This is a genomic window from Bradyrhizobium sp. USDA 4354, from assembly GCF_054060315.1.
In genome coordinates this window covers 6613873-6637454 of record NZ_JBSSDC010000001.1, presented here as the reverse complement: position 1 = coordinate 6637454, position 23582 = coordinate 6613873, and the positions used below count along the sequence as shown (strand labels likewise).

22 protein-coding genes and 2 riboswitches are annotated in these 23582 nt (G+C 67.5%); of the genes, 14 read left to right on the top strand and 8 right to left on the bottom strand.

Annotation, left to right across the window (positions count from 1 at the left end; translation table 11 throughout):
- Positions 1-23 precede the first annotated feature (23 nt).
- The 5 genes from ACVIIV_RS31000 to cobU form a co-directional block, all read right to left on the bottom strand.
- Positions 24-2714, bottom strand: a complete 2691-nt coding sequence (locus tag ACVIIV_RS31000; RefSeq protein WP_456747570.1) for an ATP-binding protein — start codon at positions 2712-2714, stop codon at positions 24-26.
- The gene (locus tag ACVIIV_RS30995; protein WP_456747569.1) at positions 2711-3745 is read right to left on the bottom strand and encodes an ABC transporter substrate-binding protein; all 1035 of its coding nucleotides are present in this window, start codon (positions 3743-3745) and stop codon (positions 2711-2713) included. The genes ACVIIV_RS31000 and ACVIIV_RS30995 overlap by 4 nt, the downstream gene beginning before the upstream one ends.
- Positions 3746-3904: 159 nt before the next feature.
- Positions 3905-4537 carry a 5,6-dimethylbenzimidazole synthase gene (gene bluB, locus ACVIIV_RS30990; protein WP_456747568.1) on the bottom strand — a complete coding sequence of 211 codons (633 nt, stop codon included), beginning with the start codon at positions 4535-4537 and terminating at the stop codon, positions 3905-3907.
- A 4-nt stretch (positions 4538-4541) separates the two neighbouring features.
- Positions 4542-5324 carry an adenosylcobinamide-GDP ribazoletransferase gene (cobS, locus tag ACVIIV_RS30985; protein WP_456747567.1) on the bottom strand — a complete coding sequence of 261 codons (783 nt, stop codon included), beginning with the start codon at positions 5322-5324 and terminating at the stop codon, positions 4542-4544.
- Entirely contained in the window at positions 5321-5824 is a 504-nt protein-coding gene (cobU, locus tag ACVIIV_RS30980; RefSeq protein ID WP_456747566.1) for a bifunctional adenosylcobinamide kinase/adenosylcobinamide-phosphate guanylyltransferase, read from the bottom strand. The genes cobS and cobU overlap by 4 nt, the downstream gene beginning before the upstream one ends.
- A gap of 127 nt (positions 5825-5951) precedes the next feature.
- Here cobU and cbiB point away from each other — a divergent pair, with 127 nt between their 5' ends.
- A complete protein-coding gene (cbiB, locus tag ACVIIV_RS30975) occupies positions 5952-6893 on the top strand; it encodes an adenosylcobinamide-phosphate synthase CbiB (protein WP_456747565.1) in 942 nt (313 codons plus the stop codon).
- A gap of 11 nt (positions 6894-6904) precedes the next feature.
- A complete protein-coding gene (cobD, locus tag ACVIIV_RS30970) occupies positions 6905-7870 on the top strand; it encodes a threonine-phosphate decarboxylase CobD (RefSeq protein WP_456747564.1) in 966 nt (321 codons plus the stop codon).
- On the opposite strand, the gene ACVIIV_RS30965 is transcribed toward cobD, so the two are convergent.
- Together ACVIIV_RS30965 and cobO are read right to left on the bottom strand one after the other, a co-directional pair.
- Positions 7859-9307, bottom strand: coding sequence for a cobyric acid synthase (locus ACVIIV_RS30965; protein ID WP_456747563.1), 1449 nt, complete (start codon positions 9305-9307; stop codon positions 7859-7861). The genes cobD and ACVIIV_RS30965 overlap by 12 nt on opposite strands.
- 7 nt (positions 9308-9314) lie before the next feature.
- Positions 9315-9950, bottom strand: a complete 636-nt coding sequence (gene cobO, locus ACVIIV_RS30960; protein WP_456747562.1) for a cob(I)yrinic acid a,c-diamide adenosyltransferase — start codon at positions 9948-9950, stop codon at positions 9315-9317.
- A gap of 40 nt (positions 9951-9990) precedes the next feature.
- A riboswitch (cobalamin riboswitch) is annotated at positions 9991-10211 on the top strand.
- Between the two features lie 94 nt (positions 10212-10305).
- On the opposite strand from cobO, the gene ACVIIV_RS30955 reads away from it, so the two are divergent.
- The 7 genes from ACVIIV_RS30955 to cobJ are packed head-to-tail and all read left to right on the top strand — an operon-like array spanning position 10306 to position 18213.
- The gene (locus ACVIIV_RS30955) at positions 10306-10680 is read left to right on the top strand and encodes a DUF1636 family protein (RefSeq protein ID WP_456747561.1); all 375 of its coding nucleotides are present in this window, start codon (positions 10306-10308) and stop codon (positions 10678-10680) included.
- Positions 10677-11711, top strand: coding sequence for a cobalamin biosynthesis protein CobW (cobW, locus tag ACVIIV_RS30950; RefSeq protein WP_456747560.1), 1035 nt, complete (start codon positions 10677-10679; stop codon positions 11709-11711). Before ACVIIV_RS30955 ends, cobW begins: the two co-directional genes overlap by 4 nt.
- Positions 11711-14959, top strand: a complete 3249-nt coding sequence (gene cobN / locus ACVIIV_RS30945) for a cobaltochelatase subunit CobN (RefSeq protein WP_456747559.1) — start codon at positions 11711-11713, stop codon at positions 14957-14959. Before cobW ends, cobN begins: the two co-directional genes overlap by 1 nt.
- Positions 14956-16119, top strand: a complete 1164-nt coding sequence (gene cobG / locus ACVIIV_RS30940; RefSeq protein WP_456747558.1) for a precorrin-3B synthase — start codon at positions 14956-14958, stop codon at positions 16117-16119. Before cobN ends, cobG begins: the two co-directional genes overlap by 4 nt.
- Positions 16119-16748, top strand: a complete 630-nt coding sequence (locus ACVIIV_RS30935) for a precorrin-8X methylmutase (protein WP_456747557.1) — start codon at positions 16119-16121, stop codon at positions 16746-16748. The genes cobG and ACVIIV_RS30935 overlap by 1 nt, the downstream gene beginning before the upstream one ends.
- 2 nt (positions 16749-16750) lie before the next feature.
- Entirely contained in the window at positions 16751-17482 is a 732-nt protein-coding gene (locus tag ACVIIV_RS30930; RefSeq protein ID WP_456747556.1) for a precorrin-2 C(20)-methyltransferase, read from the top strand.
- Complete coding sequence (cobJ, locus tag ACVIIV_RS30925) at positions 17479-18213, top strand: precorrin-3B C(17)-methyltransferase (protein ID WP_456747555.1); 735 nt, start codon at positions 17479-17481, stop codon at positions 18211-18213. The genes ACVIIV_RS30930 and cobJ overlap by 4 nt, the downstream gene beginning before the upstream one ends.
- Here the strand turns inward: cobJ and ACVIIV_RS30920 are convergent.
- Complete coding sequence (locus tag ACVIIV_RS30920; protein ID WP_456747554.1) at positions 18189-18935, bottom strand: cobalt-precorrin-6A reductase; 747 nt, start codon at positions 18933-18935, stop codon at positions 18189-18191. The two genes, cobJ and ACVIIV_RS30920, sit on opposite strands and share 25 nt — an antisense overlap.
- Here ACVIIV_RS30920 and cbiE point away from each other — a divergent pair.
- Genes cbiE through cobA form a run of 5 tightly spaced genes read left to right on the top strand, consistent with a single transcriptional unit; the run spans position 18934 to position 23297 of the window.
- The gene (gene cbiE, locus ACVIIV_RS30915; RefSeq protein WP_456747553.1) at positions 18934-20115 is read left to right on the top strand and encodes a precorrin-6y C5,15-methyltransferase (decarboxylating) subunit CbiE; all 1182 of its coding nucleotides are present in this window, start codon (positions 18934-18936) and stop codon (positions 20113-20115) included. The two genes, ACVIIV_RS30920 and cbiE, sit on opposite strands and share 2 nt — an antisense overlap.
- Complete coding sequence (locus tag ACVIIV_RS30910) at positions 20112-20480, top strand: cobalamin biosynthesis protein (RefSeq protein WP_456747552.1); 369 nt, start codon at positions 20112-20114, stop codon at positions 20478-20480. Before cbiE ends, ACVIIV_RS30910 begins: the two co-directional genes overlap by 4 nt.
- On the top strand, positions 20477-21259 hold the full coding sequence (gene cobM / locus ACVIIV_RS30905; RefSeq protein WP_456747551.1) for a precorrin-4 C(11)-methyltransferase: 783 nt from the start codon (positions 20477-20479) through the stop codon (positions 21257-21259). Before ACVIIV_RS30910 ends, cobM begins: the two co-directional genes overlap by 4 nt.
- On the top strand, positions 21259-22569 hold the full coding sequence (locus ACVIIV_RS30900; protein WP_456747550.1) for a cobyrinate a,c-diamide synthase: 1311 nt from the start codon (positions 21259-21261) through the stop codon (positions 22567-22569). The genes cobM and ACVIIV_RS30900 overlap by 1 nt, the downstream gene beginning before the upstream one ends.
- Positions 22566-23297: a uroporphyrinogen-III C-methyltransferase gene (gene cobA / locus ACVIIV_RS30895; RefSeq protein WP_456747549.1), complete on the top strand. Its 732-nt coding sequence runs from the start codon at positions 22566-22568 to the stop codon at positions 23295-23297. The genes ACVIIV_RS30900 and cobA overlap by 4 nt, the downstream gene beginning before the upstream one ends.
- Positions 23298-23342: 45 nt before the next feature.
- A riboswitch (cobalamin riboswitch) is annotated at positions 23343-23562 on the top strand.
- Positions 23563-23582: the final 20 nt, after the last annotated feature.

Here is a 23582-nt window from a genome sequence, read left to right as displayed (position 1 = left end):
TGGGAGCTCCAACCTGAGCAAATCTAGCTGACCGATCGCGGATCGGCAGGTTGAAGCAGATCGTCCAGCGCCTGCATCGATGCCCGTTGAAGCTCGGCGAGCTCGCGTGCAGCGTCCTGGCGCTCAGGCTGTGACATCGCGGGCGCCGCCAGCTCGACGTCGCGGCTGCGCTCGAACAGGCGGACGAGCCCGAGCGCGCCGGCGGCGCTGCCGAGCTGGTGCGTGAACCGCGCGAGCTGCTTGTGATCGCCAATCGCGGCGGCCTCGGTGATGTCCACGATCAGCCTGTCGCTGGTCTCCTGCAGCAAATGATGCAGTTTTGCGATCTGCGTTGGGCCCAAGAGCTCTTTCTGGTCGTCGAGAAAGTGCCGGTCGATCAATGCGCCCGCCGCGAGCTGCGGTGCGGCCGGCTCGTCCTGGTCATCCTCGATCGCCTCGCGCAGCGCGTTGATCAGGATCGGCTTGCTCACGACCTTGGCGATGCCTGCGCCTGCGAGCCGGTCGCGGGCGCTGCGCGACACGTCGGCGGTCACGGCGATGATGCGCGGCATCTTCGGCAAGCCGAGCTTGGCGATCCGCGAGGCCGCTTCCACGCCGTCCATGTCGGGCATGTGCAGATCCATCAGGATGACGTCGAACGCCTGATCGCGGGCGAGCTCGACGGCCGATGCGCCGTTCCTGGCGATCGTGGCGCGGTGGCCGAGCCTCTTCAAAATCGCTTCGCCAACTTCGCAATTGACGGGATCATCGTCGACCAGCAGCACATGCAGCTGTCGCGACGGCGGCGCAAGTGCGCCTTGCACGATGCCATTTCCGGCAAGGCCGAGTGGCACTTCGAGCGCGAAGGTGCTGCCCGTGCCCGGCGCGCTCTCAACCGTCAGCTCCCCGTGCATCAGGCGGGTGAGGCGGCGTGCGATCGCGAGGCCAAGGCCGGTGCCGCCGAAGCGCCGCGCGATGCTGTCGTCGGCCTGGACGAAATCCTCGAAGATCCGCTCGTGCAGGTCGGGCGCGATACCGATGCCGGTGTCGCGCACGGTCATGCGCAGCAGCACGTGATCGTCGCGCCGCTCGGCCGCCGCGTTCACGCAGATCCCCCCGCTCGGGGTGAACTTGATGGCGTTCCCGATCAGGTTGAGCAGGATGCGATTGAGCCTGACGGGATCGCCATGCGCGGCGGTGTTGACCGTTGCATCGGAGGCGAGGTCGAAGGTCAGCCCCTTGTCCAGGGCTTGCGGGCGCATCAGGTCGGCAGCGGCCTCGATGAGCTGGTCGAGACGGAAGTCGCGCGTCTCCAGCATTTCGGTGCTGGCCTCGAGGCGCGCATATTCCAAGACCGCATCGACCAGCGCGATCAGCGTTTCGCCCGACGCCGCCGCGGTCGCGAGGTGGCGGCGCTGGACCTCGCTGAGGCTGCCGTCGTCCAAGAGCTGCAGCACGCCCATGACCCCGTTCAGCGGCGTGCGCAACTCGTGGCTGACGACGGCGAGGAAGCGCGACTTGGTTTCGTTGGCCGCGACCGCCGCGCTGCGCGCGCGCTCGGCGGCGTCGTGCTCGGCAAGCGCCTGATCGCGTGCCTTCTCGAGCTCGGAGGTGCGCTCGACCACCTTGCGCTCGAGCGTCGCGTAGGACTCGCGCAAATGCGCGGCCATGCGGTTGAACTGGTCGCCGAGCGCCTCCAGCTCGTCACCGGTCTTGATCGCGAGCCGCTGGCCGAGATCGCCGCTGCCGATCCGCTTGGCTCCTTGCGTGAGCATCTGGATCGGCACCGTCATACGCCGGCTGAGAACGAGGGAAACCAGCACCGCACAGGCCAGCAGGATGAAGAGCAGAAACGTCGAGCGGCCGATCGAGGCGTAGATCGGCGCGTAGGCTTCGGTGAGCGGCAGCTCGACGAACACCAGCCAGCCGAGCGAGGGCACCGTCGCATAGGTCGACAGCACGCGCTGGCCGGACAGATCCTCCTTGACCAGGCCGCCGGAGGGCGGCCCGATGCCGTCGAGCGCGGCGCGGACGTCGGCATGGCCGGAGAGATCGCTGCGCTGGAGCGCCCGCCACAGGTCGGGATGCGCGATCAACACGCCCATGCGGTTGACCACATAGGCCTTGCCGGTGTTGCCGACCCTGATTCCGGCGACCAGGTCCCAGATGAAGCGCAGATTGACCTCGGCGACGATCACATTGGGCGCGCGGCCGGTGCCGCGCGTGGCGAGTGTCATGAACGGCTCGGTGTCGCCGAAGAAATAGACGGGGCCGTAGTAGGCACGGCTGTCATTGGCGCCGCGGAAGGCCGGCGAGGTGGAGAGGTCGGCGTTGCTGCCGACCTTGTCGGCGACGCGGCGCGACACTCGCACCTGCTCGCGGCCCTGCGCGTCGAGCTGGGCGATTTCCGCGATCGCAGGCGAGAGGCGCAGGAGACGGATGGCGTTCAGCCGCTCGTCCTCGTCGCTCGACAGCTCCGGCGGCAGGCGCGCGAGCCATCTGATCTGGTTCTCGATCTGGCCGATGAACTGGCCGATCTGAATGGCTGCGGAGGCCGCCTGTTCGCGCTGGGTCGCCGCCAGCAGCTGCTTCTGCTCGCGATAGGAGAACCAGACGTCGAAACCGGTGTTGATGGCGAGCGCGGCAAAGGCGAGGGCGACGATCGAGTAGAGATATTTTCTGAACAGCCGGCCGGGAGGCGTCCGCGAAGGTCCCTGGTCGGCCGGCTCGTTCACTCGCGGATCTCGTCGGCGCGCGCCAGCAGTGTGAAGGGGATGGTCAAGCCGAGGGTGCGGGCGACCGTGCGGTTGATCAACAGCTCGTATTTGCGTGGCGATTGCACCGGCAGATCGCCGGCCTTGGTGCCGCGCAGGATGAGATCGACATAATCGGCCGAGCGAACCTCGAGCGTGGGGCCGTAGCTCATCAGCCCGCCGGCATCCATGAAATAATGGAACGGATAGATCGTTGGTACGCGATATTTGTCGGCCGCCGCGACGACCGCCTTGCGGTTGACCACGAGGAAGCTGTCGACCAGTGCGACCATCGCCGCCTTGGGCGGTTCGGAAAAGCGCTTGACAGCCTCGTCGATCTCCGCGGGCGCGTTGACGGGTGCGGGGATCGCGGACACGCCGCACGACGCGGCCTCCTGCTCGATCGATTCGAGGAAGAAACGCCCGCCGCGCGGCGTGGTCGCGGGATTGAACAGGATGCCGACGCGCGTGACGTCGGGCACGGCCTCGCGGATCAGCTGAAGCCATTTGCCGCCCATCTCGGCGGTGCTGTTGGTGAAGCCGGTGGCGTTGCCGCCGGGATGTGCGAGGCTTTCGACGAAGCCATTGCCGACGGGATCGTTCGCGGTCGCAAACACGACCGGGATGGTCTTGGTGGCGGCGAGGACAGCCGCGGTTTCGACGGTCGATCCGGTCAGGATCACGTCCGGCTTGAGATCGAGCAATTCCTGAACGGCCGCCTTCAGTCTGTCCGGTGCGCCGAAGGTCGAGCGGACCTCGAGGCGGAAGTTGACGCCTTCGACCCAGCCGCGCTGCCGCAAGCCGACAATGAGGCCGCCCAGGCGGGAGGTCGCGCTGTCGATCATGCTCCGCCTGGTCAGCTCGTCGTCGAGCGGCAATGCCGTCAGCGAGGCGACGATCCGCATGCGATCCGGCGTTGCGCCGAGCGCGATCCACCCCGCGGCCGATGCACCTGCAAGGCGAAGGAAGCCGCGGCGATTGATCGCCACGGAAACGAAAGACCGCCCGGTCATGGAATGCGTTGCACGATCGCTCTGCCTGGCTGGATGCTTAGCGCGAAAGCCGGATGCCTACAATTGACGAAAAGCGCATGTGAATGTTCGTTCACACGCCTTCGGCGGTCCGGCATCCCATCCATCCGCGACCGTCCTGCTGCAATTCGAGCGCGATGGCTAGCGCCGCAGCGTGAACTCGTCCGCACCGCGTCGGTATTCCCATTCCGCTCGCTCCAGCTCGGGCCGGTCGCATTCGGCTTCCGGATAGCCGATGCAGAGATACGCGATGAACTTCCAGGTATCAGGCACCTCGAGCACGGCGTGAATGCGATCCGGATTGAGGATCGACACCCAACCAACGCCGATACCATCGGCTCGTGCGGCGAGCCACATCGCGGTGATCGCGGCGACCACGGAGTATTCCGTCGTTTCGGGCATCGTCGCGCGGCCGAGGCCGTGGCCGATGTCGCTGGCCTTGTCCGCGAACACCGCGAGGTGACCGGGAGCCTGTTCGAGGCCCGACAGTTTCAGCGTGGCATAGCGCGCCGCGCGGTCGCCGGAATAGCAATTCAGCGCGTCGGCGTTGCACGCCTTGAAATCGTCGGTGACGGCCTGGCGCCGCGCGGCGTCATCGACGGTGACGAAGCGCCAGGGCTGGCTGAGGCCGACCGAAGGCGAGAGGCAGGCGGTCTCGATCAGTCGATCGATGGCGTCCTCGGGCAGCGGATCACTGCGAAAACGGCGCACATCGCGGCGCCACACGAACAGCTCGCGCAAGTGTTGGCGGAAGATATCGTCGAACTCGACCATGAGGTCAGGGTCCCATCTGGAAGGAGGCGGCCACCAGCAGGATCAGGATCTCGCCCGTCTGCTCGAACGCGCCGAGGATGTCGCCGGTCTGCCCGCCGATCTGGCGGATGGCAAGGCGCGCCAGCATCAGGCCGGCAATCGACAGCAGGATCAGGCCGACCAGCGCCTTGCCCGGCCCCAACGCCAGGGCAAGCGCGAGCGTTCCAACAGCGAAGGCAATGGCCACGCTATGGCCAGGCGGCGATCCGGCGCTGGCCGATAGGCCGTCAGGCCGCGCCGGGGCGACCAGCGACATGAAGGCCGGCACGCCGGCGCGGGCAGCAGTGTGCGCCGCGCACAGTGCGAGCGTGACGGCCCATGGATTTGCGATCGTCGCAAGCGCGCTCCAGCGCAGGCCGAACGACAGGATCAGCGCGCAGACGCCATAGGTCCCAATCCGGCTGTCGCGCATGATCTCGAGCTTGCGCTCGCGCGTGCGGCCGCCGCCAAGTCCGTCCGCGGTATCGGCAAGCCCGTCCTCGTGCAGCGCGCCGGTGATGAGGGCGGTCGCGGCCAGCGCGAGCAGGGCGGCAAGGTTCGGTGTCAGTCCGAAGCGAATGGCGATCTTGTAGACCAAGGCGCCGGCGAGGCCGACAAGCAGTCCCGCGACGGGCAGAGCCCAGGTCGCGCGCGCGATCGCACCGTCACCGGCGGGCTTCGACGATGCCACGGGCAGGATCGTCACGAATGACGCTGCGATTCGGAGATCGGCGACGACGTCCCGCAAGAGTTCGGCGCGCGGCATCATTTCAGCTTCATCGGCAGGCCGGCGACGATGAACTCGACCTCGTCGGCGACGCCAGCAATGATCTGATTCATGATTCCGGCGGCGTCGCGAAAGCTGCGCGCCAGCGCGTTGTCGGGTACGATGCCGAGGCCGACTTCATTGGTGACGAGCACGACCGGGCTTTTGAGATGGAGCAGGGTGGCGGCAAGCGCATTCACCTCGTGCTCCCAGTCGCGCTTCGCGTGCATCAGGTTGGAGAGCCAGAGTGTCAGGCAGTCCACCAGTCGTGCGCTGCCGCCATCGGTTGCGACTAGCACCTGCACGAGATCAAGCGGCACCTCGCGTTCGATCCAATCGGTTCCGCGTCGCGCGCGGTGTCTTGCGATGCGTTCCTCCATTTCGCCATCGAGCGCTTCGGCCGTCGCGATGTACACGGGCTGGCCGGGAAAGCTGCGCGCGCGCGCTTCCGCCCGGGTGCTCTTGCCCGATCGCGCCCCGCCGGTGATCAAGATAACGGCCATGAAGGTCTCCTGTCGGCCAGCACTAATCATCAAATCCGGCCAAAGACAAAGCCGAAATCAGGCGGCGAGGGGCTTGCGCTCAGCCGCCGTCTTGCGCAACAGGGGCGGAGTGAAACAGGAGATTTGCGTGAGCTTTGCGGGCGCGATGGTGGTGGCAATGGCGGTGGATGCCTTTCTGGGCTGGCCGTCATGGCTGTTCGCGCGGATCGGCCATCCCGTCACCTGGCTCGGCCGGTTGATTGCCGCCATCGACTCCGCCTGGAATCGCGCGTCTGATCCGCCGGCATGGCGCCGAGCTGCTGGCGTGGCCGGCGCACTCGTGGTGATTGCGCTCTCCATCGCGCTCGGCTGGGGGCTTCAATCCATGCTTCCCGCAGGTTGGATCGAGATCGTGTTGGTCGGCATCCTGGCCTGGCCGCTGGTGGCGTTGCGCTCGCTGCATGATCATGTGGCTGCTGTCGCGAAGCCGTTGAGCGCCGGCGATACCGCCGCTGCGCGCGAGGCGGTCTCGCGCATCGTCGGTCGCGATCCCGCAGCGCTCGATGAAGCCGGCATCGCGCGCGCGGCGATCGAGAGCCTCGCGGAAAACGCCTCCGACGGGATCATCGCGCCGGTGTTCTGGGGCGCGCTGTTCGGCCTGCCCGGAATCCTCGGCTACAAGGCCATCAACACGCTGGATTCGATGATCGGCCATCGCAGCGAGCGACACGAAGCCTTTGGGTGGGCAGCCGCGCGCATCGACGATGTCGCCAATTTCATACCGGCGCGCCTGACCGGATTCCTGTTCGTGCTGCTGGCACCGAGGCGATCGGAGGCGCTGTCGTGCATGACGCGCGATGCGCGCCGGCATCGTTCGCCGAATGCCGGCTGGCCGGAAGCGGCGATGGCGGGCGCACTTGGCGTACGGCTCAGCGGCCCCCGCATCTATCATGGCAGCGCGACCGACGAGCCCTGGCTGAACGAAGGCGCGCGCGATCCGCGCGCCGCCGACATCGGCGAGGCACTGACCGTCTACCGTCGCGCCATGCTGCTGCTCGCCGGCCTCCTTGCGGTCCTGGCTTTCGCATGAAAGAACGGGGCATGCGCGAACACGGTGGAAATCTCGATCTGGCCCAGCGGCGGTTTGGCGGCCGCGCGGAGGATTGGATCGATCTGTCGACGGGGATCAACCGGCTGCCGTATCCCGTGGGCGAGGTGAGCGCGCGCGCGTGGAGCGCGCTGCCGTCGCGCGCCGAGATCGAGGCGCTGCATCATGCGGCGCGGCACGCCTATCGCACGAGCGCACCGGTTGTTGCGATGAGCGGTGCTCAGGCCGTCATTCAATTGCTGCCGCAACTCGCGACGCCCGGGCGCGCGCGCATCCTCGCGCCGACCTACAATGAATTTGCCGGGGTCCTGTCGGCCGCGGACTGGGAGGTCGAGGAAGTCGGGGAATTCGATGCGCTGGCGGGCGCGGACCTCGCGATCGTTGTCAATCCCAACAATCCCGACGGGCGGTGCCATTCGCGCAAGGATCTGCTCGCGCTGCTGTCACGCGTCGGCCATCTTTTGATCGACGAGAGCTTTGCCGATGCCGATCCGCAGCTGTCGCTTGCACCCGAAGCGGATCGACCAGGACTGTTGATCCTACGGTCGTTCGGAAAGTTTTATGGCTTGGCCGGCCTGCGGCTAGGATTCGCCATTGGTCATGCCGCCGACATCGACGGGCTTGTCGCGATGTCGGGTCCATGGCCCGTTTCGGGCGCGGCGATCGAAATCGGCTGTCGTGCCTTACGCGATGATGCCTGGGCGGAGGCAACGTCGGCGCGGCTCGCACACGACTGTCTTCGTCTCGACGCGATGGCACATTCGCAAGGCTGGCGGCTCATCGGCGGCGCACAGCTGTTTCGTCTTTACCAGACGCCTGACGCGCTTGCTGCTCAAGAGCGGCTCGCGTGCGACCAGATATGGTCGCGCGTGTTCGCGCAACAGCCGACATGGCTGCGGCTCGGGCTTCCCGGCAGCGAAGCCGAATGGGCGCGCCTTGCCGCGGTCCTAGCGCGCTAGCGCGAGCAAGCCTTCGACGTCGAGATGGGTTTCGATGTGATCGGCGAGGGCGTCGAGCGCGCTTTCCACTCTGGCGTGATAGGGCTCTTCGCCCGCGGGAATGTCGAGCTTCGCCAAGAACGCCTTGCGGAAATCGTCCGACGTGAACAGGCCATGCAGATAGCTGCCTTGCACCCGCCCATCCGGCGAGACCGCGCCTTCCGGCCCGCCGTTCAGTTTCGCGAACGGGCGGGCGCAATCGGGGCCCTCGGTGCGACCGATATGGATCTCGTAGGCTTCGATCGGCTGCTCCGTGGCGGCATGCACGGCCACAACCCGCGTCAACGTCTTCTGCGGGCTCATCACTGTCTTCACGTCCAGAAGTCCGAGGCCCGGTGTCTCGCCCGCAGCGCCTTCGATGCCATCGGGATCGGCGACGCTGTGCCCCAGCATCTGATAGCCGCCGCAGAGGCCGAGCACATGACCGCCCCTGCGGTAGTGCGCGAGGAGATCGATGTCCCAGCCTTGCGCGCGCAGGAAGGCGAGATCGCCGCGGGTGGATTTGGAGCCGGGAATGACGACGAGGCGCGCGTCGCCGGGGATCGCGTCGCCCGGACGCACCATCACGAGATCGATGCCCGGCTCGAGCTTGAGCGGATCGAGATCGTCGAAATTGGCGATTCGCGACAGCGCGAGGCAGGCGATCTTGCATTGGCCCGGCTTGCGCGCATCGCGCAGGCCGAGCGCATCCTCGGCGGGCAGCTCGCCGGCGCGCGAAAACCAGGGCAGCACGCCGAGGCCGCGCCAGGACGTCTTCTGCTCGATCAGCCTGTAGCCGTCATCGAACAGCGTGGGGTCGCCGCGGAACTTGTTGATGACGAAGCCCTGGATCATCGCGGCATCGTCGGGGTCGATCACCGTCTTGATGCCGACAAGCTGGGCAATGACGCCGCCGCGGTCGATGTCGCCGACCAGCACGACCGGCACGTTCGCCTTGCGCGCGAAGCCCATATTGGCGATGTCGGCCTTGCGCAAATTCACCTCGGCCGGGCTGCCGGCGCCCTCGACTAGCACGAGATCAGAGCGCGCCTTCAACCGCTCGAAACTTTCGAGCACTGCACCCATCAGCGACGGCTTCATCGCCGCATAGTCTCGCGCACGGGCGGTCGCGATGCGCTTGCCGTGAACGATGACCTGCGCGCCGACATCGGTCTCGGGCTTGAGCAGCACCGGGTTCATGTCGGTGTGCGGCTCGACGCCGGCGGCGAGGGCCTGAAGCGCCTGGGCACGGCCGATCTCGCCGCCGTCGATGGTGACGGCGGCATTGTTCGACATGTTCTGCGGCTTGAACGGGAGCACGCGCAAGTCCCGCCGCGTGAAGGCGCGGGCCAGGCCGGCGACGATGAGCGATTTGCCCACGTCCGAGCCGGCCCCCTGGATCATCAGCGCGCGTGCCATCGTGCCTTCAGAACTCGACGCCGGCCTGAGCCTTGATGCCGGAGCGGAACGGGTGCTTGACCAGCGTCATCTCGGTGACGAGGTCGGCGATCTCGATCAACTCGTCCTTGGCGTTGCGCCCGGTGAGCACGACATGCGTCATCGGCGGCTTCTGCGTCGTGAGGAATTCGACCACCTCGGCGACGTCGAGATAGTCGTAGCGGAGCGCGATGTTGATCTCGTCGAGCACGACCATGCGCAGCCGCTCGTCAAGGATCAGCTCCTTGGCCTTCTCCCAGCCGGCGCGTGCGGCGGCGATGTCGCGGGTGCGGTCCTGCGTCTCCCAGGTGAAGCCTTCGCCCATGGCGTGGAACTGACAGAGATCGCCGAAATGGCCGGTGAGCAGCCGCCGCTCGCCGGTATCCCAGGCGCCCTTGATGAATTGCACCACCGCGCAAGGCAAGCCATGGGCGACGCAGCGGACGATCATGCCGAAAGCGGAGGAGGATTTTCCCTTGCCGGCGCCGGTGTGGACGATGATCAGGCCCTTTTCGCCGCTCTTGGTCGCCATGATCTTGTCGCGGGCGGCCTTCTTCTTCGCCATTTTCTGGGCGTGCCGGGCGTCGGTTTCCTCGGTTGTTTGGGTATCCGGTTCAGGCGTCATCGGTCCCGGTCCTTCGGCTTGACAAGTGGCGGCCACCGGCAAATGGTGGTCCGGCGTTGGTTCCTGTCCTATGACAGGCGAAGAGGGAATGCGATAGGGTCCGAATCGGCAAGATTTGGATCCAAACTGCAGCCGCCCCCGCGACCGTGACCGGAGAGATGCCCGAAGCCACTGATTCCCTTTGGAATCGGGAAGGCGGGGATCGAAGGGCCAAAACCCTGCTCCGCAAGCCGGGAGACCTGCCAGCGCGGACGAGTTTTGGACCGGCGGACGGGGTGTTCCGCGACGGGGAAACGGGCCTTCTGAAGAATGGTCCGTGTGCCTCATCGCCTCCCGCTGTTATCTGGAAGAGGCGATGACCGTCACACTTCACGTCTGCATCACCTGCCGCGCCGGCCAGACGCTCGGCGAGGGCGAGACCACGCCCGGCAAGCGCCTGCATGGTGCGATCGTCGACGCGGGCGTGCCCGACGGCGTCAATGTGGTTCCCGTCGAATGCCTGTCGGCCTGCAGCCAGGGCTGCTCGGTCGCGCTCAGCGCGCCCGGCCGCTGGTCCTATGTCTATGGCCGCCTGTCGGATACGAACGCGCGCGACGTGGTCGCAGGCGCTGCGGCCTATGCCGCTGCGCCGGATGGCATCGTGCCCTGGCGCAGCCGGCCGGAAATATTCCGCAAGCAATCGCTTGCCCGCATTCCCCCCATCCCCGTCGTGCCGGAGGCCGCCGAATGAACTCGCTCGCAAAAGTCCCGGTGACGGTGGTCACCGGTTTTCTCGGCTCCGGCAAGACCACGCTGATCCAGCACCTGCTCAGCAATGCGAACGGCAAGAAGCTCGCGGTGCTCGTCAACGAGTTCGGCAGCGAGGGCGTGGATGGTGAGATCTTGAAGTCCTGCGCCGACGCCAATTGCCCGGAGGAGAACATCGTCGAGCTCGCCAATGGCTGCATCTGCTGCACGGTGGCCGACGATTTCATTCCGACCATGGAGCAATTGCTGGCGCGACCGGTGCGGCCCGATCACATTCTGATCGAGACCTCGGGCCTGGCGCTGCCAAAGCCGCTGCTGAAGGCGTTCGACTGGCCGGAAATCCGCTCGCGCATCACGGTCGATGGGGTGATCGCGCTGGCTGATGCCGAAGCTGTGGCCGCCGGCCGCTTCGCGCCAGATCCGGCGGCTGTCGAAGCGCAGCGCGCGGCGGACGAGAATCTCGACCACGAGACGCCGCTGTCGGAGGTGTTCGAGGACCAGATCGCCTGCGCGGACATCGTGCTGCTGACCAAAGCCGACCTTGCGGGCGTGGCTGGAATCGAAGCCGCCAAGGCGGCGATCAGCGCCGAGATGCCGCGCCGCGTGCCGATGCTGCCCGTGACGGATGGCGCGATCGATGCCCGCGTCATCCTCGGCCTTGGCGCGGCGGCCGAAAATGATCTCGCCGCGCGGCCCTCGCATCATGATGGCGAGGAGGAGCACGAGCACGACGATTTCGCCTCGGTCGTGATCGATCTTCCGGAAGTTGCTGACGTCGATGCGCTGGTCGCTTCCGTGCAGCGTCTGGCGCGCGAGCAAAACGTGCTGCGCGCCAAGGGCTATATCGCAGTCGCGGGCAAGCCGATGCGGTTGTTGCTGCAAGCGGTCGGCGAGCGCGTGCGCCACCAGTTCGACAAGCCCTGGGCCGCGGGTCTCAGGCAGTCAAAGCTCGTCGTGATCGGCGAGCATGGCGACATCGATGAGGCCGCGATCAGGTCAGGATTAGCTATCTGATGCACGTCGTCTTCCGCGAGAGCCGCGGTCTCGAGGAGACCGCGACGCCAAGAGACATCGGCCAGGACCCGGCCGATCTCGTGGTGCTCTCGTATTCGGATTCCGATCTCGCCGCGTTCGCGGCCGGCTGGCGGCGTGGCCAGGGCAGCCTGCCGTCGCTGCGGCTCGCGAATCTTTCCGAGCTCCGCCATCCGCTGTCGGTCGACACCTATGTCGAGCGCACGCTGTCGCAGGCGCGCGGCATCCTGGTGCGCCTGATCGGCGGTGAGTCCTACTGGCCGTACGGGCTCGCAGCCCTGCAACAGCTCGCCAAGGACCGTAACATCGTGCTGGCCGTGCTGCCGGCCGATGGGCGCGATGACCCGCGGCTGGACGCGTATTCGACCTTGCCGGTCTCGACGCTGCGGCGGCTCAAGGTGCTCTGCGACACCGGCGGTCCGGTCGCGGCGCAGGCCGCGATTGCGCAGCTTGCGCTCGCCTCAGGTCTCTACGCTGGCCCGGTCGTTGGCGAGATGAGCGTGCCCGAGATGGGCTTTTATGATCCTGCGCGAGGCGTCATTGCTGCGCCGGTGGGCGACGAGGGGAAGCCGCGCGCGCTGGTGACGTTCTATCGCTCCTATCTCACCGCTGCCGACACCGGCCCCGTGGATGCACTCATCGCGGCATTGCGCGAAGAGGGCTTTGACGCGCATGGCGCGTTCGTCACTTCGCTGAAGGCCGCGGGCGTCGCCGATTGGCTGCGCGCGCATCTTGCGCAAAATCCGGCGGCTGCGATCGTCAATGCGACGGCGTTTTCCGCGGTTGGCGACGACGGCACCACGGCGTTCGATGCCGCATCCTGCCCGGTGTTCCAGGTCGCGCTCTCGACGGCGCGGCGTGAGGACTGGGCGGAATCGCTGCGTGGCCTGTCTCCCGGCGACCTCGCGATGCATGTGGTGCTGCCCGAAGTCGACGGCCGCTTGTTTGCGGGCGTGGTGAGCTTCAAATCGGCCGAGATGCGCGACCCCGATCTGCAATTCTCGCATCTGGCGCACAGGCCCGACGCGGAGCGTGTGAAGGCCGTCGCCGCGCGCGTAGCGGCCTGGCGGCGCCTTGCCGAGACGCCGGCCGGCGAGAAGCGGCTGGCGATCGTGCTGTCGAACTATCCGGGCCGTCCGCACCAGATCGCGCATGCGGTCGGTCTCGATGCGCTTGCCTCGGTCGAAGCCCTGGTATTCGACCTCGCGGAAGTCGGCTTCGAGGTTGCGCCGATCGACGCGCTCGGCGAAACGCTGCTGAAGCAGAATTTGACCTGGGCCGTGGCCGATTATCGCGCGGCGCTCTCGCGCCTGCCGCAATCCTTGCAGGACGATATCGCGCAAGCCTGGGGCGCGGTGGAGAACGATCCGAGCTGCCGCGACGGCGCGTTCCATTTCGCCGCGATCCAATGTGGTCAGTCGATCGTCGCAGTTCAGCCCGAGCGCGGCGATGCGGCCTCGCGCGATGCCGACTATCACGATCTCGCCCGCACGCCGCGCCATGCCTATGTCGCGTTCTATCTCTGGCTCAGGCAGCAGGGCTGTGATGCGGTCGTGCATATGGGTGCGCATGGCACGCTGGAATGGCTGCCCGGCAAATCCGTGGCGCTGTCTTCGTGCTGCTGGCCCGAAGCTTTGATCGGCGATCTCCCCGTGATCTACCCCTTCATCGTCAACGATCCCGGCGAGGCCGCGCAGGCCAAGCGGCGCATCGGTGCGGTCACGCTCGGCCATCTGCCGCCGCCGCTGGAAACGTCTGCGGTGCCGGAAGGCTTGCGCCGGCTGGAGCGGCTGCTCGATGAATATTCGACCGCTGACGGTCTCGATCCCGCCCGCCGCCAGCGGCTGATCGCGGCGATCCGTGATGAGGCGCGTGCCGCTGGTCTCGAAGACGATCTCGGCCTCGACGCCTCAGCCGCGCCGGCCGAAGCCATCCCGCTGATCGACCGCTTCGTCTGCGACCTCAAGGAAAGCCAGTTTGGCGACGGCCTGCATGTGTTCGGCCGTGGCGCTTGCGGCGACGCCGAGCGCGATGCGCTGCGTTCCGCGCTCGCAGGCCAGCGCGTTGCGCCGGGACCGTCGGGCTCGCCCTATCGCGGACGTCAGGACGTGCTGCCGACCGGGCGCAATCTCTTCGCCGTCGATCCACGCGCGGTGCCGACGCCGTCGGCGCATGCGCAAGGCATCAAGCTCGCCGAGGAGCTGCTCCGCCGGCACTTGCAGGATCACGGCGACTGGCCGAACGGCCTCGTCGTCGATCTCTGGGGCTCGGCGACGATGCGCACCGCCGGCGAAGAGTTTGCGATGGCGCTGCACCTGGCCGGCCTCGCGCCGCGCTGGGATCACGCCTCCGGCCGCGCCATCGGCTACGACATCATCCCGCCGGCCGAGCTCGGCCGTCCGCGCATCGACGTCACACTGCGCGTGTCGGGCCTGTTCCGCGATGTCTTCGCAGGCCTTGCGCAATTGTTCGAAGCCGCCTCCGAGGCACTCGCGGCGCGCGAGGACGAAGGCGAGGAGAATCCGTATCGCCACCGCACCTCGCGCGTGTTCGCGCCGCGCCCTGGACAATACGGCGTCGGCCTTTCGGCGATCCCGGACGCCTTCACGCCGGAGACACGCGAAGCCGCCGGCGAAGCGTGGTTGTCGGCGTCGTCCTGGGCATTCTCGGTGGATGGTACAATGCAGCCGGATCGCGCAGGCATCGAATCGCGCCTCGCGTCCGCAGACGCTTTTGTCCATATCCAGGACTTACCCGAAACCGATTTGCTGCTCGCCGCCGACTACGCCGCGCATGAAGCAGGCGTCGCTGCGGCTGCAGCTCACCTGGGTGCGGGCGCGCCGTCACTCTATCATCTCGATGCGACACGGCCCAGCGAGCCGCATGCGCGCACGCTGACGGAAGAGATCTCACGTGTTGTCCGGTCACGCGCGGCCAATCCGGCCTGGATTGTCGGCATGATGCGTCACGGTTTTCGCGGGGCCGCCGAGATCACCGCGACGCTGGAGCACATGGCCGCCTTCGCGCATCTCGCCGGCGCCGTGCCGCCGCATTTGTTCGACCTCTATTACGACGCGACGCTCGGCAACGACGACGTCCGCGCCTTCATGGCGCGCGAAAATCCGACGGCGCTCGCCGCAATGGAGACGTGCTTCACGCGCCTGCACAAAGCCTCGCTGTGGCGGACGCGGCGCAATTCGATCGCCGCTGCGCTGAAGGAGGCGTCATGAGCGCTTCCGCAGTCAAGGGCTGGTGTCCCGGCGCGCTGCGGCCGATGCAATCGGGCGATGGGCTGGTGGTGCGCGTGCGTCCGTTCGGGGGACGCCTTGAAGCACCACAAATCTCCGGGATTGCGGAACTGGCCGAGCGCTTCGGCAACGGTCTGATCGACGTCACGAGCCGGGCCAATCTCCAGATCAGGGGCGTCAAGGAGGATGGCCATCGGCCGTTGCTCGACGGTCTTGCACGATTGGCATTGCTCGATCCCGACGCCGATATCGAAGCCAGGCGCAACATCCTGGTGACGCCGTTCTGGAGCAACGGCGACGAGACGCAGTCGCTCGCCGCGGAGCTCGAGGAGGCGCTCGCCGATTCCGCCCTCGCGCTTCCCACCAAGTTCGGCTTCGCCATCGATGACGGACGGTCGCGCGTTCTGGCTGGCGATTCCGCCGACATCCGCATCGAGCGCGACCGCTCGGGCCGTCTCCTGGTGCGGGCGGACGGCGCAAGGCTCGGCCGCTGCGTCGAACGCGGACAGGCCGTGAGCGCGGCGCTGGCGCTCGCAAGCTGGTTCCTCATCTCCGGCGGCGCGAGGGGCGGGCGAGGGCGCATGGCAGCCCACATCGCTTCCGGCGCAGCGTTGCCTCAATCGCTGCGCGGCGAGACCGAGCCGGCGCCCGTGATGGCCGCGGCGCGGCCCGGGCACTATCCGCAAGGCGCGATGGTCGGCGTCGCGTTCGGGCAGATGCTGCACGCGACGCTCCATCAGTTCTCCGGTTGCGGACATCCGCTGCGCATGACGCCCTGGCGGATGGTGCTCAGCGAGGGCAAGCGCGAGATGCCGAATGGTGCGGGCCTCATCACCGAGCCACATGACCCGGCGCTGCGCGTCATCGCCTGCAGCGGCGCGCCGCGCTGTCGGGAGGCCCACGCCGATACGCGCGCGCTCGCAGCAGCGCTTGCGCCGCGCATTGCCGCCGATACGCGGCTTCACGTTTCCGGCTGCGGCAAGGGCTGCGCCCATTCCGGCACGGCTGCGGTTACGCTGATTGCGACTCTCGCCGGGTTCGATCTCGTTCGCGACGGCTCGACCCGCGACGCGCCGGTCCTGCGTGGGCTGAGCGGCGCCGATATCGTCAGCGATCCCTCCATCCTGGTCGGAGGGAACTGATGCCGCACATTTACGAGACCGATGGCGCGGCGATTTACCGGCAGTCCTTCGCCACCATCCGGGCCGAGGCAGATCTTTCGTGCTTCACGCCCGACGAGGAACCGGTGGTGGTGCGAATGATCCATGCCGCCGGCATGGTCGGCCTCGAGGCGCATATCCGCTTCACATCAGGCATGGCGACGCTCGCGCGCGCGGCCTTGCAGAAGGGCGCGCCGATCCTGTGCGACGCGCGCATGGTCTCGGAAGGCATTACGCGTGCGAGATTGCCCGCGGCCAACGCCGTGATCTGCACACTCGGCGATCCCGCCGTTCCCGCGCTGGCGCAGTCCATCCGCAACACCCGCTCGGCGGCGGCGCTGGAGTTGTGGCGGCCGCATCTGGACGGCGCGATCGTCGCGATCGGCAATGCGCCGACCGCGCTGTTTCATCTGCTCAACATGCTGGAGGATCGCGACTGTCCGCGGCCGGCAGCGATCATCGGCTGTCCCGTCGGCTTCGTCGGCGCGGCCGAATCCAAGGCCGCGCTGATGGCAGATCCCCCGGTACCGGCACTGACGGTCGAGGGTCGCCTCGGCGGCTCCGCGATCACGGTTGCTGCCGTGAACGCGCTGGCAAGCCGGAGCGAATAGCGATGGGACGCATCATCTGCTGCGGTCTCGGCCCCGGCGATCCTGATCTGATGAGCGTGCGCGCCGATCGCACGGTGCGCGGCGCGCAGCATGTTGCCTATTTCCGCAAGAAGGGGCGGCCCGGCCAGGCGCGCCGCATCGTCGAGGGCATGCTCGCTGCCGGCGTCACCGAATATCCCATGGAATATCCGGTCACCACGGAAATCGCCTTCGACAGCCCTGATTACGTGCAACTGCTCGCCGGATTCTATGACGAATGGGCCGAGCGCCTGGCGCGCCTTTCACGCGCCGTCGACGTGGTCGTGCTCTGCGAAGGCGATCCCTATTTCTACGGCTCGTTCATGCATCTGCACACACGCCTGCAGGGCCGTGCCGAGATCGAGGTGATCGCCGGCATTCCCGGGATGGTCGGCTGCTGGAACGGCGTCGGACAGCCGATTGCGCTCGGCGACGACGTCACGACGGTGCTGATGGGGACGCTTGCCGAACACGAGCTCGAGCGGCGCATGCGCGATTCCGATGCGCTCGTCGTCATGAAGACCGGCCGCAATCTTGCGAAGGTGCGCCGCGCGCTCGCAGCCGCAGGCCGGCTGGACGACGCCTGGCTGGTCGAGCGTGGCACCATGCCGGGCGAGCGTGTCGCGCGGCTCGCCGAGATCGATGCTGCCGACTGTCCCTATTTCGCGATCGTGCTCGTGCACGGCAAGGGCCGGCATCTGGACGCGGCCGAATGACGGGCGTCCTGACCATCGCGGGTCTCGGGCCCGGCAGCGACGCGCTGGTGACACCGGAGGTCTCCGCCGCGCTCGCGGCGGCGACCGATATTCTGGGCTATGCGCCCTATGTCGCACGCGTGCCGCCGCGGCCTGGGCTCGCCCTGCATCCCTCCGATAATCGCGAAGAGCTGCAACGCGCGAGCGAGGCCTTGCGGCTTGCCGCCGAAGGCGGGCAGGTCGTCGTCGTCTCCTCCGGCGATCCCGGCGTGTTCGCGATGGCATCTGCCGTGTTCGAGGCGCTCGAACAGGTGCCGCAATATCGGGAGGTTCCGATCCGCGTGCTGCCCGGCGTCACCGCGATGCTGGCGGCGGCCGCCCGCGCCGGCGCGCCGCTCGGCCATGATTTTTGCGCGATCAACCTCTCGGACAACCTCAAGCCGTGGGCAGTGATCGAGAAACGCCTCCGCCTCGCGGCGGAAGCCGATTTTGCCATCGCGATGTACAATCCGCGCTCGGCGAGCCGGCTGGAGGGTTTTGGCCGCGCGCTTGCGGTGCTTCGAGACGCCGGTTGCGGCGAGCGACTCGTGATCTTGGCGCGCGCGATCAGCGCGGCTGATGAAAAGATCGAGATAGTGACGCTGAACGAAGCGACACCCGAGATGGCCGACATGCGCACGCTGGTGATCGTCGGCAATTCGCAGACGCGCCGCGTCGGTCGCTGGGTCTATGCGCCGAGGCAGGTCCGATGACCGAGCCACTGCATCACTTCGGCGACGCTTTCGACCCGCAACCGCTCGGGCAGTTGCGGCCGCGAGATCATGATCACGGGCAGGCCGAGCCTGCGGGCCGCGTCGATCTTGGCGCGTGCGCCGTCGCCGCCGGAATTGCGGGCGACGATCAAGGCGATGCCGCGCGTGCGCATCATCTCCAGCTCTCCGTCGAGGGTGAAGGGGCCACGCGACACGATCACATCGGCCGCGAAGGGCAGTGGCGCTTCGGGTGGATCGACGAAGCGCAGCGTGTAGCCATGCTGCGGCTTCATCGCGAACGGCGCGGTGTGCTGGCGGCCGATGGCGAGGAACACTTTTGCCGGCGCCTCGGGCAGCGCGGCGACGGCGGCGTTGACGTCGACGACCTCGATCCAGTTGTCGTTGGGCGTTTTGGCCCAGGGCGCGCGCTCCAGCGCAATCAGCGGCGCGCCCGTCTCCGCGCAAGCGGCGACGGCATTGCGGCTCATCTCGGCGGCGAACGGATGCGTTGCGTCGACCACATGCGTGATGGCTTCACGACGAATGTAGTCGGCAAGGCCGCTCGCGCCGCCGAAGCCGCCGATGCGGGTCGGCAGCGGCTGATCGGCGGGCGCGCGGGTGCGGCCGCCATAGGAATAGACGGCGTCAATCCCGGCGCGCGCGAACTCCGCGGCGAGGAGGCTCGCATCGGCCGTTCCGCCCAGAATGAGGGCGCGAATCATGACTGATCCCTGGCTGACCATCATCGGTATCGGCGAAGATGGCCTTGCTGGGCTGTCCGAGGCAAGCCGAAAGGCGCTCGCCAAGGCTGAAACCGTCTTCGGCGGTGAGCGCCATCTCGCTCTTGCGGAGGTTGGCAGCCGCGGCCGGCCGTGGCCGGTGCCGTTCGATGCCAATGTCGTGCTGAGCCGCCGCGACCGACCGACGGTGGTGCTCGCCTCCGGCGATCCGTTCTGGCACGGCGCCGGCGCTGCACTCGCCGAGAAGCTCGGCAGCGACGAATGGATCGCGCATCCCGCGCCGTCGACCTTCTCGCTTGCGGCCGCGCGCTTGGGCTGGCGACTGGAGGCCACGAGGTGCATCGGCCTCCATGCGGCGCCGTTCGAGCGTCTGGTGCCGCATTTGGTGCGAGATGCGCACATTATCTGCCTGATGCGCGACGCAGCGGCGGTCGGCGATCTCGCGAAATGGCTGACCGAGCGCGGATGGGGCGCGTCACTGATGTGGACGCTCGAGGCGCTTGGCGGGCCACGGGAATACACTGACCAGCATCGCGTCGACCTGTTTGCCGAAAAGGTCGCCGCTGATCTCGTCGCGGTGGCGGTGTTGGCGAGGGGAACACAGGGCATTCCCCGCAGTTCGGGTCTTTCAGACGATCTCTTCGTCCACGACGGCCAGATCACCAAGCGGCCGGTGCGCGCGCTCGCCTTGTCGGCGCTGGCACCGCGGCCCGGCGAACGGCTGTGGGACGTCGGCGCGGGCTCGGGTTCGATCTCGGTGGAGTGGGCGCTGTGCGGCGGGAAGGCGATTGCATTCGAAGCGCGCGAGGATCGCGCCGCGAACGTTCGCAAGAATGCCGCCGCGTTCGGTCTGGCGCATCGGGTCACAGCCGCCACGGGGAGGGCACCTGAAGCTCTTGCCGGGTTAGAACTGCCGGATGCCGTCTTCATTGGCGGTGGTCTCGACAACGCGTTGTTTGATGCGATCTGGTCGCGCCTCGCACCTGGAGCGCGTCTCGTTGCACATTCAGTCACGCTGGAAACGGAAGCGCTGCTCGGCGAGTTGCACCAGCGCCACGGCGGCGAGCTGATGCGGGTCGAGATCGCACATGCCGCTCCGCTCGGCCGTTACCGGTCCTGGGAGACCGCACGGGCCGTGGTGCAATGGAGTGTGGTCCGATGAAGGTCGCCGGGCTCGGATTCAGACAGGATGTGACGCTGGCTTCGCTGCGCGAAGCGCTTTTGGCGGCCGGCGGTACCGAAGGGCTTGCGGCGGTGGCAACTGTCAGCGACAAAGCCGACACCGACGCGCTGAAGCAACTCGCACGAGAGTGTGGTGTGCCCATCAGGGCTGTTCCGGCCGATATGCTGGCAGGTATCGACACGCTCACGAAGTCGAATCTCGTCACAGAAAAGTTCGGCACGGGATCGGTGGCCGAAGCAGCGGCGCTTGCCGCTGCCGGCCCGCGCGCGCGATTGCTTGCAACACGTGTGGTTTCGCAGGATCGCACTGCGACCGCGGCGATTGCGGAGGGAGACGGCGCATGACGGTGCATTTCATCGGCGCCGGGCCGGGCGCTCCCGATTTGCTGACGCTGCGTGGCCGCGACCTGATCGCCGCTTGTCCGGTCTGCCTCTATGCCGGCTCGCTGGTGCCAACGGGCGTGCTGGCGCATTGCCCGCCCGGCGCGCGCATCGTCAACACCGCGCCGTTGTCGCTCGACGAGATCATCGCGGAGATCGCTGCGGCGCATGTCGAGGGCAAGGACGTCGCGCGGCTGCATTCCGGCGACCTTTCGATCTGGTCGGCGATGGGCGAGCAGCTCCGCCGTCTGCGCGCGCTCGGTATCCCTTTCACGGTGACGCCTGGAGTGCCGTCCTTCTCTGCCGCTGCGGCAGTGTTGGAAACCGAGCTGACGCTGCCCGGCCTTGCTCAGACGGTCGTGCTGACGCGCACGCCGGGCCGCGCCAGCGCGATGCCCGAGGGCGAGACGCTCGCCGCCTTCGCCGCGACCGGCGCGGTGCTCGCAATCCATCTCTCGATCCATCTGCTCGGCCAAGTCGTCGCCGAGCTCACGCCCCATTACGGTGCGGACTGTCCGGTCGCGATCGTCTGGCGCGCGAGCTGGCCGGAGCAGCGTATCGTGCGCGCGACGCTCGGCACGCTCGATGCTGCTGTGGGCAGCGAGATGGAGCGGACCGCGCTGATCCTGGTCGGCAAGACGCTTGGCGCGGCCGATTTTGACGAGAGCCGCCTCTATGCCGCCGACTATGATCGCCGTTACCGGCCGGTCGGCGCCGAGCCGCGCTTTCCGGAGGCATCGTGATGGCGGCCGGCCTCGTCATCTCCGCACCTGCTTCCGGCGTCGGCAAGACCACGCTGACGCTGGCGCTCGCCCGCTCCTGGCGCAATCGCGGCCTCAACGTGCAGTGCTTCAAGAGCGGACCCGACTACATCGATCCGGCGTTCCACGCCGCCGCCACGGGGCGCGCCTCCGTCAACGTCGACAGCTGGGCGATGGACCGCGGAGCAATCGCGCATCTCGTCAGCCGCGGTGCGGACGCCGATATCGTGCTCGTCGAGGGCTCGATGGGCCTGTTCGACGGTGTTGCTGCACGTGGCGTCTCCGGCACCGGTGCCACCGCCGACATTGCGGAGATGCTGGGCTGGCCGGTGGTTCTGGTGATCGATCCGTCGGGCCAGGCGCAAACTGCGGCGGCGATCGCCGCAGGCCTTCGTGATTACCGCGCCGGCGTGCGCCTTGCGGGCGTCGTGCTCAACCGCGTCGCCAGCCCGCGGCACGAAGATCTCGTGCGGCGCGCGCTGAAGGATTCCGGCATTGACGTGTTCGGCGCGCTGCCGCGCCATGCCGAGATCAGCCTGCCGAAGCGGCATCTTGGCCTCGTGCAGGCCGAGGAGCAGGCCGAGATCGGCAAGCTGATCGACGAGGCCGCGCGTTTTGTCGCCGAGCATGTCGATCTCAATGCGGTGCTGCGATCGGCAGCCAGCTGGTCACCACAAGTGACGACGAGCGGTCTGAATGTGACGCCGCCCGGCCAACGCATTGCACTGGCCCGTGACGCCGCTTTCTCCTTCGTCTATCCACATATGCTGGAGGCCTGGCGCGCGGCGGGCGCCGAGATCGTGCCGTTCTCGCCGCTGGCCGATGAAGCGCCCGATGCGAGCGCCGACGTGTGCTGGCTGCCCGGCGGCTATCCCGAGCTTCATGCCGGCAGGATCGCGGCCAATGCACGCTTTCGCAGCGGCCTTCGCGGCTTCGCGGAGACACGGCCCGTGCATGGCGAATGCGGGGGTTATATGGTGCTGGGCGCCGTTTTGACCGACGCCGACGGCGTCCGTCATGAGATGGCGGGGCTGCTCGGCCTGGAGACCAGCTTTGCCAAGCGCCGCATGCATCTCGGCTATCGTCTTGCCGAACTGGCTGCACCGATGCCGGGGCATGAGGTCGGCGCGCGCCTGCGCGGCCACGAGTTCCACTATTCGACCATCGTTGCCCAGCCTGATACGCCGCTGGCGGTCGTGCACGACGCAACCGGCACGGTCATTGCCGAGACCGGCTCGCGCCGAGGCCATGCCACGGGCACGTTCTTCCATCTAATCGCGGAGGACCGGTGAGCGGTTTTGTCTCTTTCGTCTCCGCCGGCCCCGGCGATCCCGAGCTCCTGACGGTGAAGGGCGCCGCGCGGCTGCGCGAGGCCGATGTCGTGCTCTATGACGATCTTGCCTCCGGTGCGATCCTCGATCTCGCCCGGCCCGGCGCCAATCTCGTCGCGGTGGGAAAGCGGGCCGGGCGTCCCTCGACCAAGCAGCACCACGTCAACCGTCTCTTGGTCGATTATGCCGCAACCGGCGCGCGCGTGGTGCGGCTCAAGTCCGGCGATGCCGGCGTTTTCGGCCGGCTCGAGGAGGAGCTGGAAACGTTGCGCGAAGCCGGCATCGGCTACGAGATCGTTCCCGGTGTCACGTCCGCCTGTGTCGCCGCCGCCCAGGCCGGCATCCCCCTGACCCGTCGGCATACCTCTCGCCGGGTGCAGTTCATCACCGGTGCTGATGTGACTGGCGAGCTGCCGCCGAACCTGAATTGGGCAGCGCTGGCTGATCCCGAGGCCACGACCGTGGTCTATATGGGCCGGCGCACCTTTCCGGCGCTTGCCGCAAAATTGATCGAACATGGGCTTGCCCCAACCACCCCGGCGCTGTTCGCCGAATCCCTCGGGCGGTCTGACGAACGGCTGGTCCGCACCACCATTGCCGAGCTCGCCGAGCAGCTTGCGCGCGGCGGGGCCGCTTCCACCGCGGCCGTGATTCTGTTCGGCGCGCTGGCGGGGGATTATCCGTCATGACGGCTCCGGCAGCGGTTCGCCCCTTGACGCCGGCTCGGCGAAAGGGGCACACAAGAGAGGCATGGTGCTCGACGCGGCGCAAAGCGCCTGAGCATAATCGGGAATGGGGGTGGGCGGACCCAGTTGCGGCGTCCAAAACCCCAGCCGCCCCCGCGACTGTAAGCGGTGAGGGGCTCCGATCAGCCACTGGGCCGCAAGGTCCGGGAAGGCCGGAGAACCCCTGTGAACCGCGAGCCAGGAGACCGGCCCTGCACGTTTTGAGGCCAAGGCCGTCGGGTGTGACGG

Excerpts from the sequence above, each read along its gene's own strand:
- ACVIIV_RS30995 (WP_456747569.1), bottom strand. The coding sequence starts at position 3,745 with ATGACCGGGCGGTCTTTCGTTTCCGTGGCGATCAATCGCCGCGGCTTC.
- bluB (WP_456747568.1), bottom strand. The coding sequence starts at position 4,537 with ATGGTCGAGTTCGACGATATCTTCCGCCAACACTTGCGCGAGCTGTTC.
- cobS (WP_456747567.1), bottom strand. The coding sequence starts at position 5,324 with ATGATGCCGCGCGCCGAACTCTTGCGGGACGTCGTCGCCGATCTCCGA.
- cobU (WP_456747566.1), bottom strand. The coding sequence starts at position 5,824 with ATGGCCGTTATCTTGATCACCGGCGGGGCGCGATCGGGCAAGAGCACC.
- cobD (WP_456747564.1), top strand. The coding sequence starts at position 6,905 with ATGCGCGAACACGGTGGAAATCTCGATCTGGCCCAGCGGCGGTTTGGC.
- ACVIIV_RS30965 (WP_456747563.1), bottom strand. The coding sequence starts at position 9,307 with ATGGCACGCGCGCTGATGATCCAGGGGGCCGGCTCGGACGTGGGCAAA.
- cobO (WP_456747562.1), bottom strand. The coding sequence starts at position 9,950 with ATGACGCCTGAACCGGATACCCAAACAACCGAGGAAACCGACGCCCGG.
- ACVIIV_RS30955 (WP_456747561.1), top strand. The coding sequence starts at position 10,306 with ATGACCGTCACACTTCACGTCTGCATCACCTGCCGCGCCGGCCAGACG.
- cobW (WP_456747560.1), top strand. The coding sequence starts at position 10,677 with ATGAACTCGCTCGCAAAAGTCCCGGTGACGGTGGTCACCGGTTTTCTC.
- cobN (WP_456747559.1), top strand. The coding sequence starts at position 11,711 with ATGCACGTCGTCTTCCGCGAGAGCCGCGGTCTCGAGGAGACCGCGACG.
- cobG (WP_456747558.1), top strand. The coding sequence starts at position 14,956 with ATGAGCGCTTCCGCAGTCAAGGGCTGGTGTCCCGGCGCGCTGCGGCCG.
- ACVIIV_RS30935 (WP_456747557.1), top strand. The coding sequence starts at position 16,119 with ATGCCGCACATTTACGAGACCGATGGCGCGGCGATTTACCGGCAGTCC.
- ACVIIV_RS30930 (WP_456747556.1), top strand. The coding sequence starts at position 16,751 with ATGGGACGCATCATCTGCTGCGGTCTCGGCCCCGGCGATCCTGATCTG.
- cobJ (WP_456747555.1), top strand. The coding sequence starts at position 17,479 with ATGACGGGCGTCCTGACCATCGCGGGTCTCGGGCCCGGCAGCGACGCG.
- cbiE (WP_456747553.1), top strand. The coding sequence starts at position 18,934 with ATGACTGATCCCTGGCTGACCATCATCGGTATCGGCGAAGATGGCCTT.
- ACVIIV_RS30920 (WP_456747554.1), bottom strand. The coding sequence starts at position 18,935 with ATGATTCGCGCCCTCATTCTGGGCGGAACGGCCGATGCGAGCCTCCTC.
- ACVIIV_RS30910 (WP_456747552.1), top strand. The coding sequence starts at position 20,112 with ATGAAGGTCGCCGGGCTCGGATTCAGACAGGATGTGACGCTGGCTTCG.
- cobM (WP_456747551.1), top strand. The coding sequence starts at position 20,477 with ATGACGGTGCATTTCATCGGCGCCGGGCCGGGCGCTCCCGATTTGCTG.
- ACVIIV_RS30900 (WP_456747550.1), top strand. The coding sequence starts at position 21,259 with ATGGCGGCCGGCCTCGTCATCTCCGCACCTGCTTCCGGCGTCGGCAAG.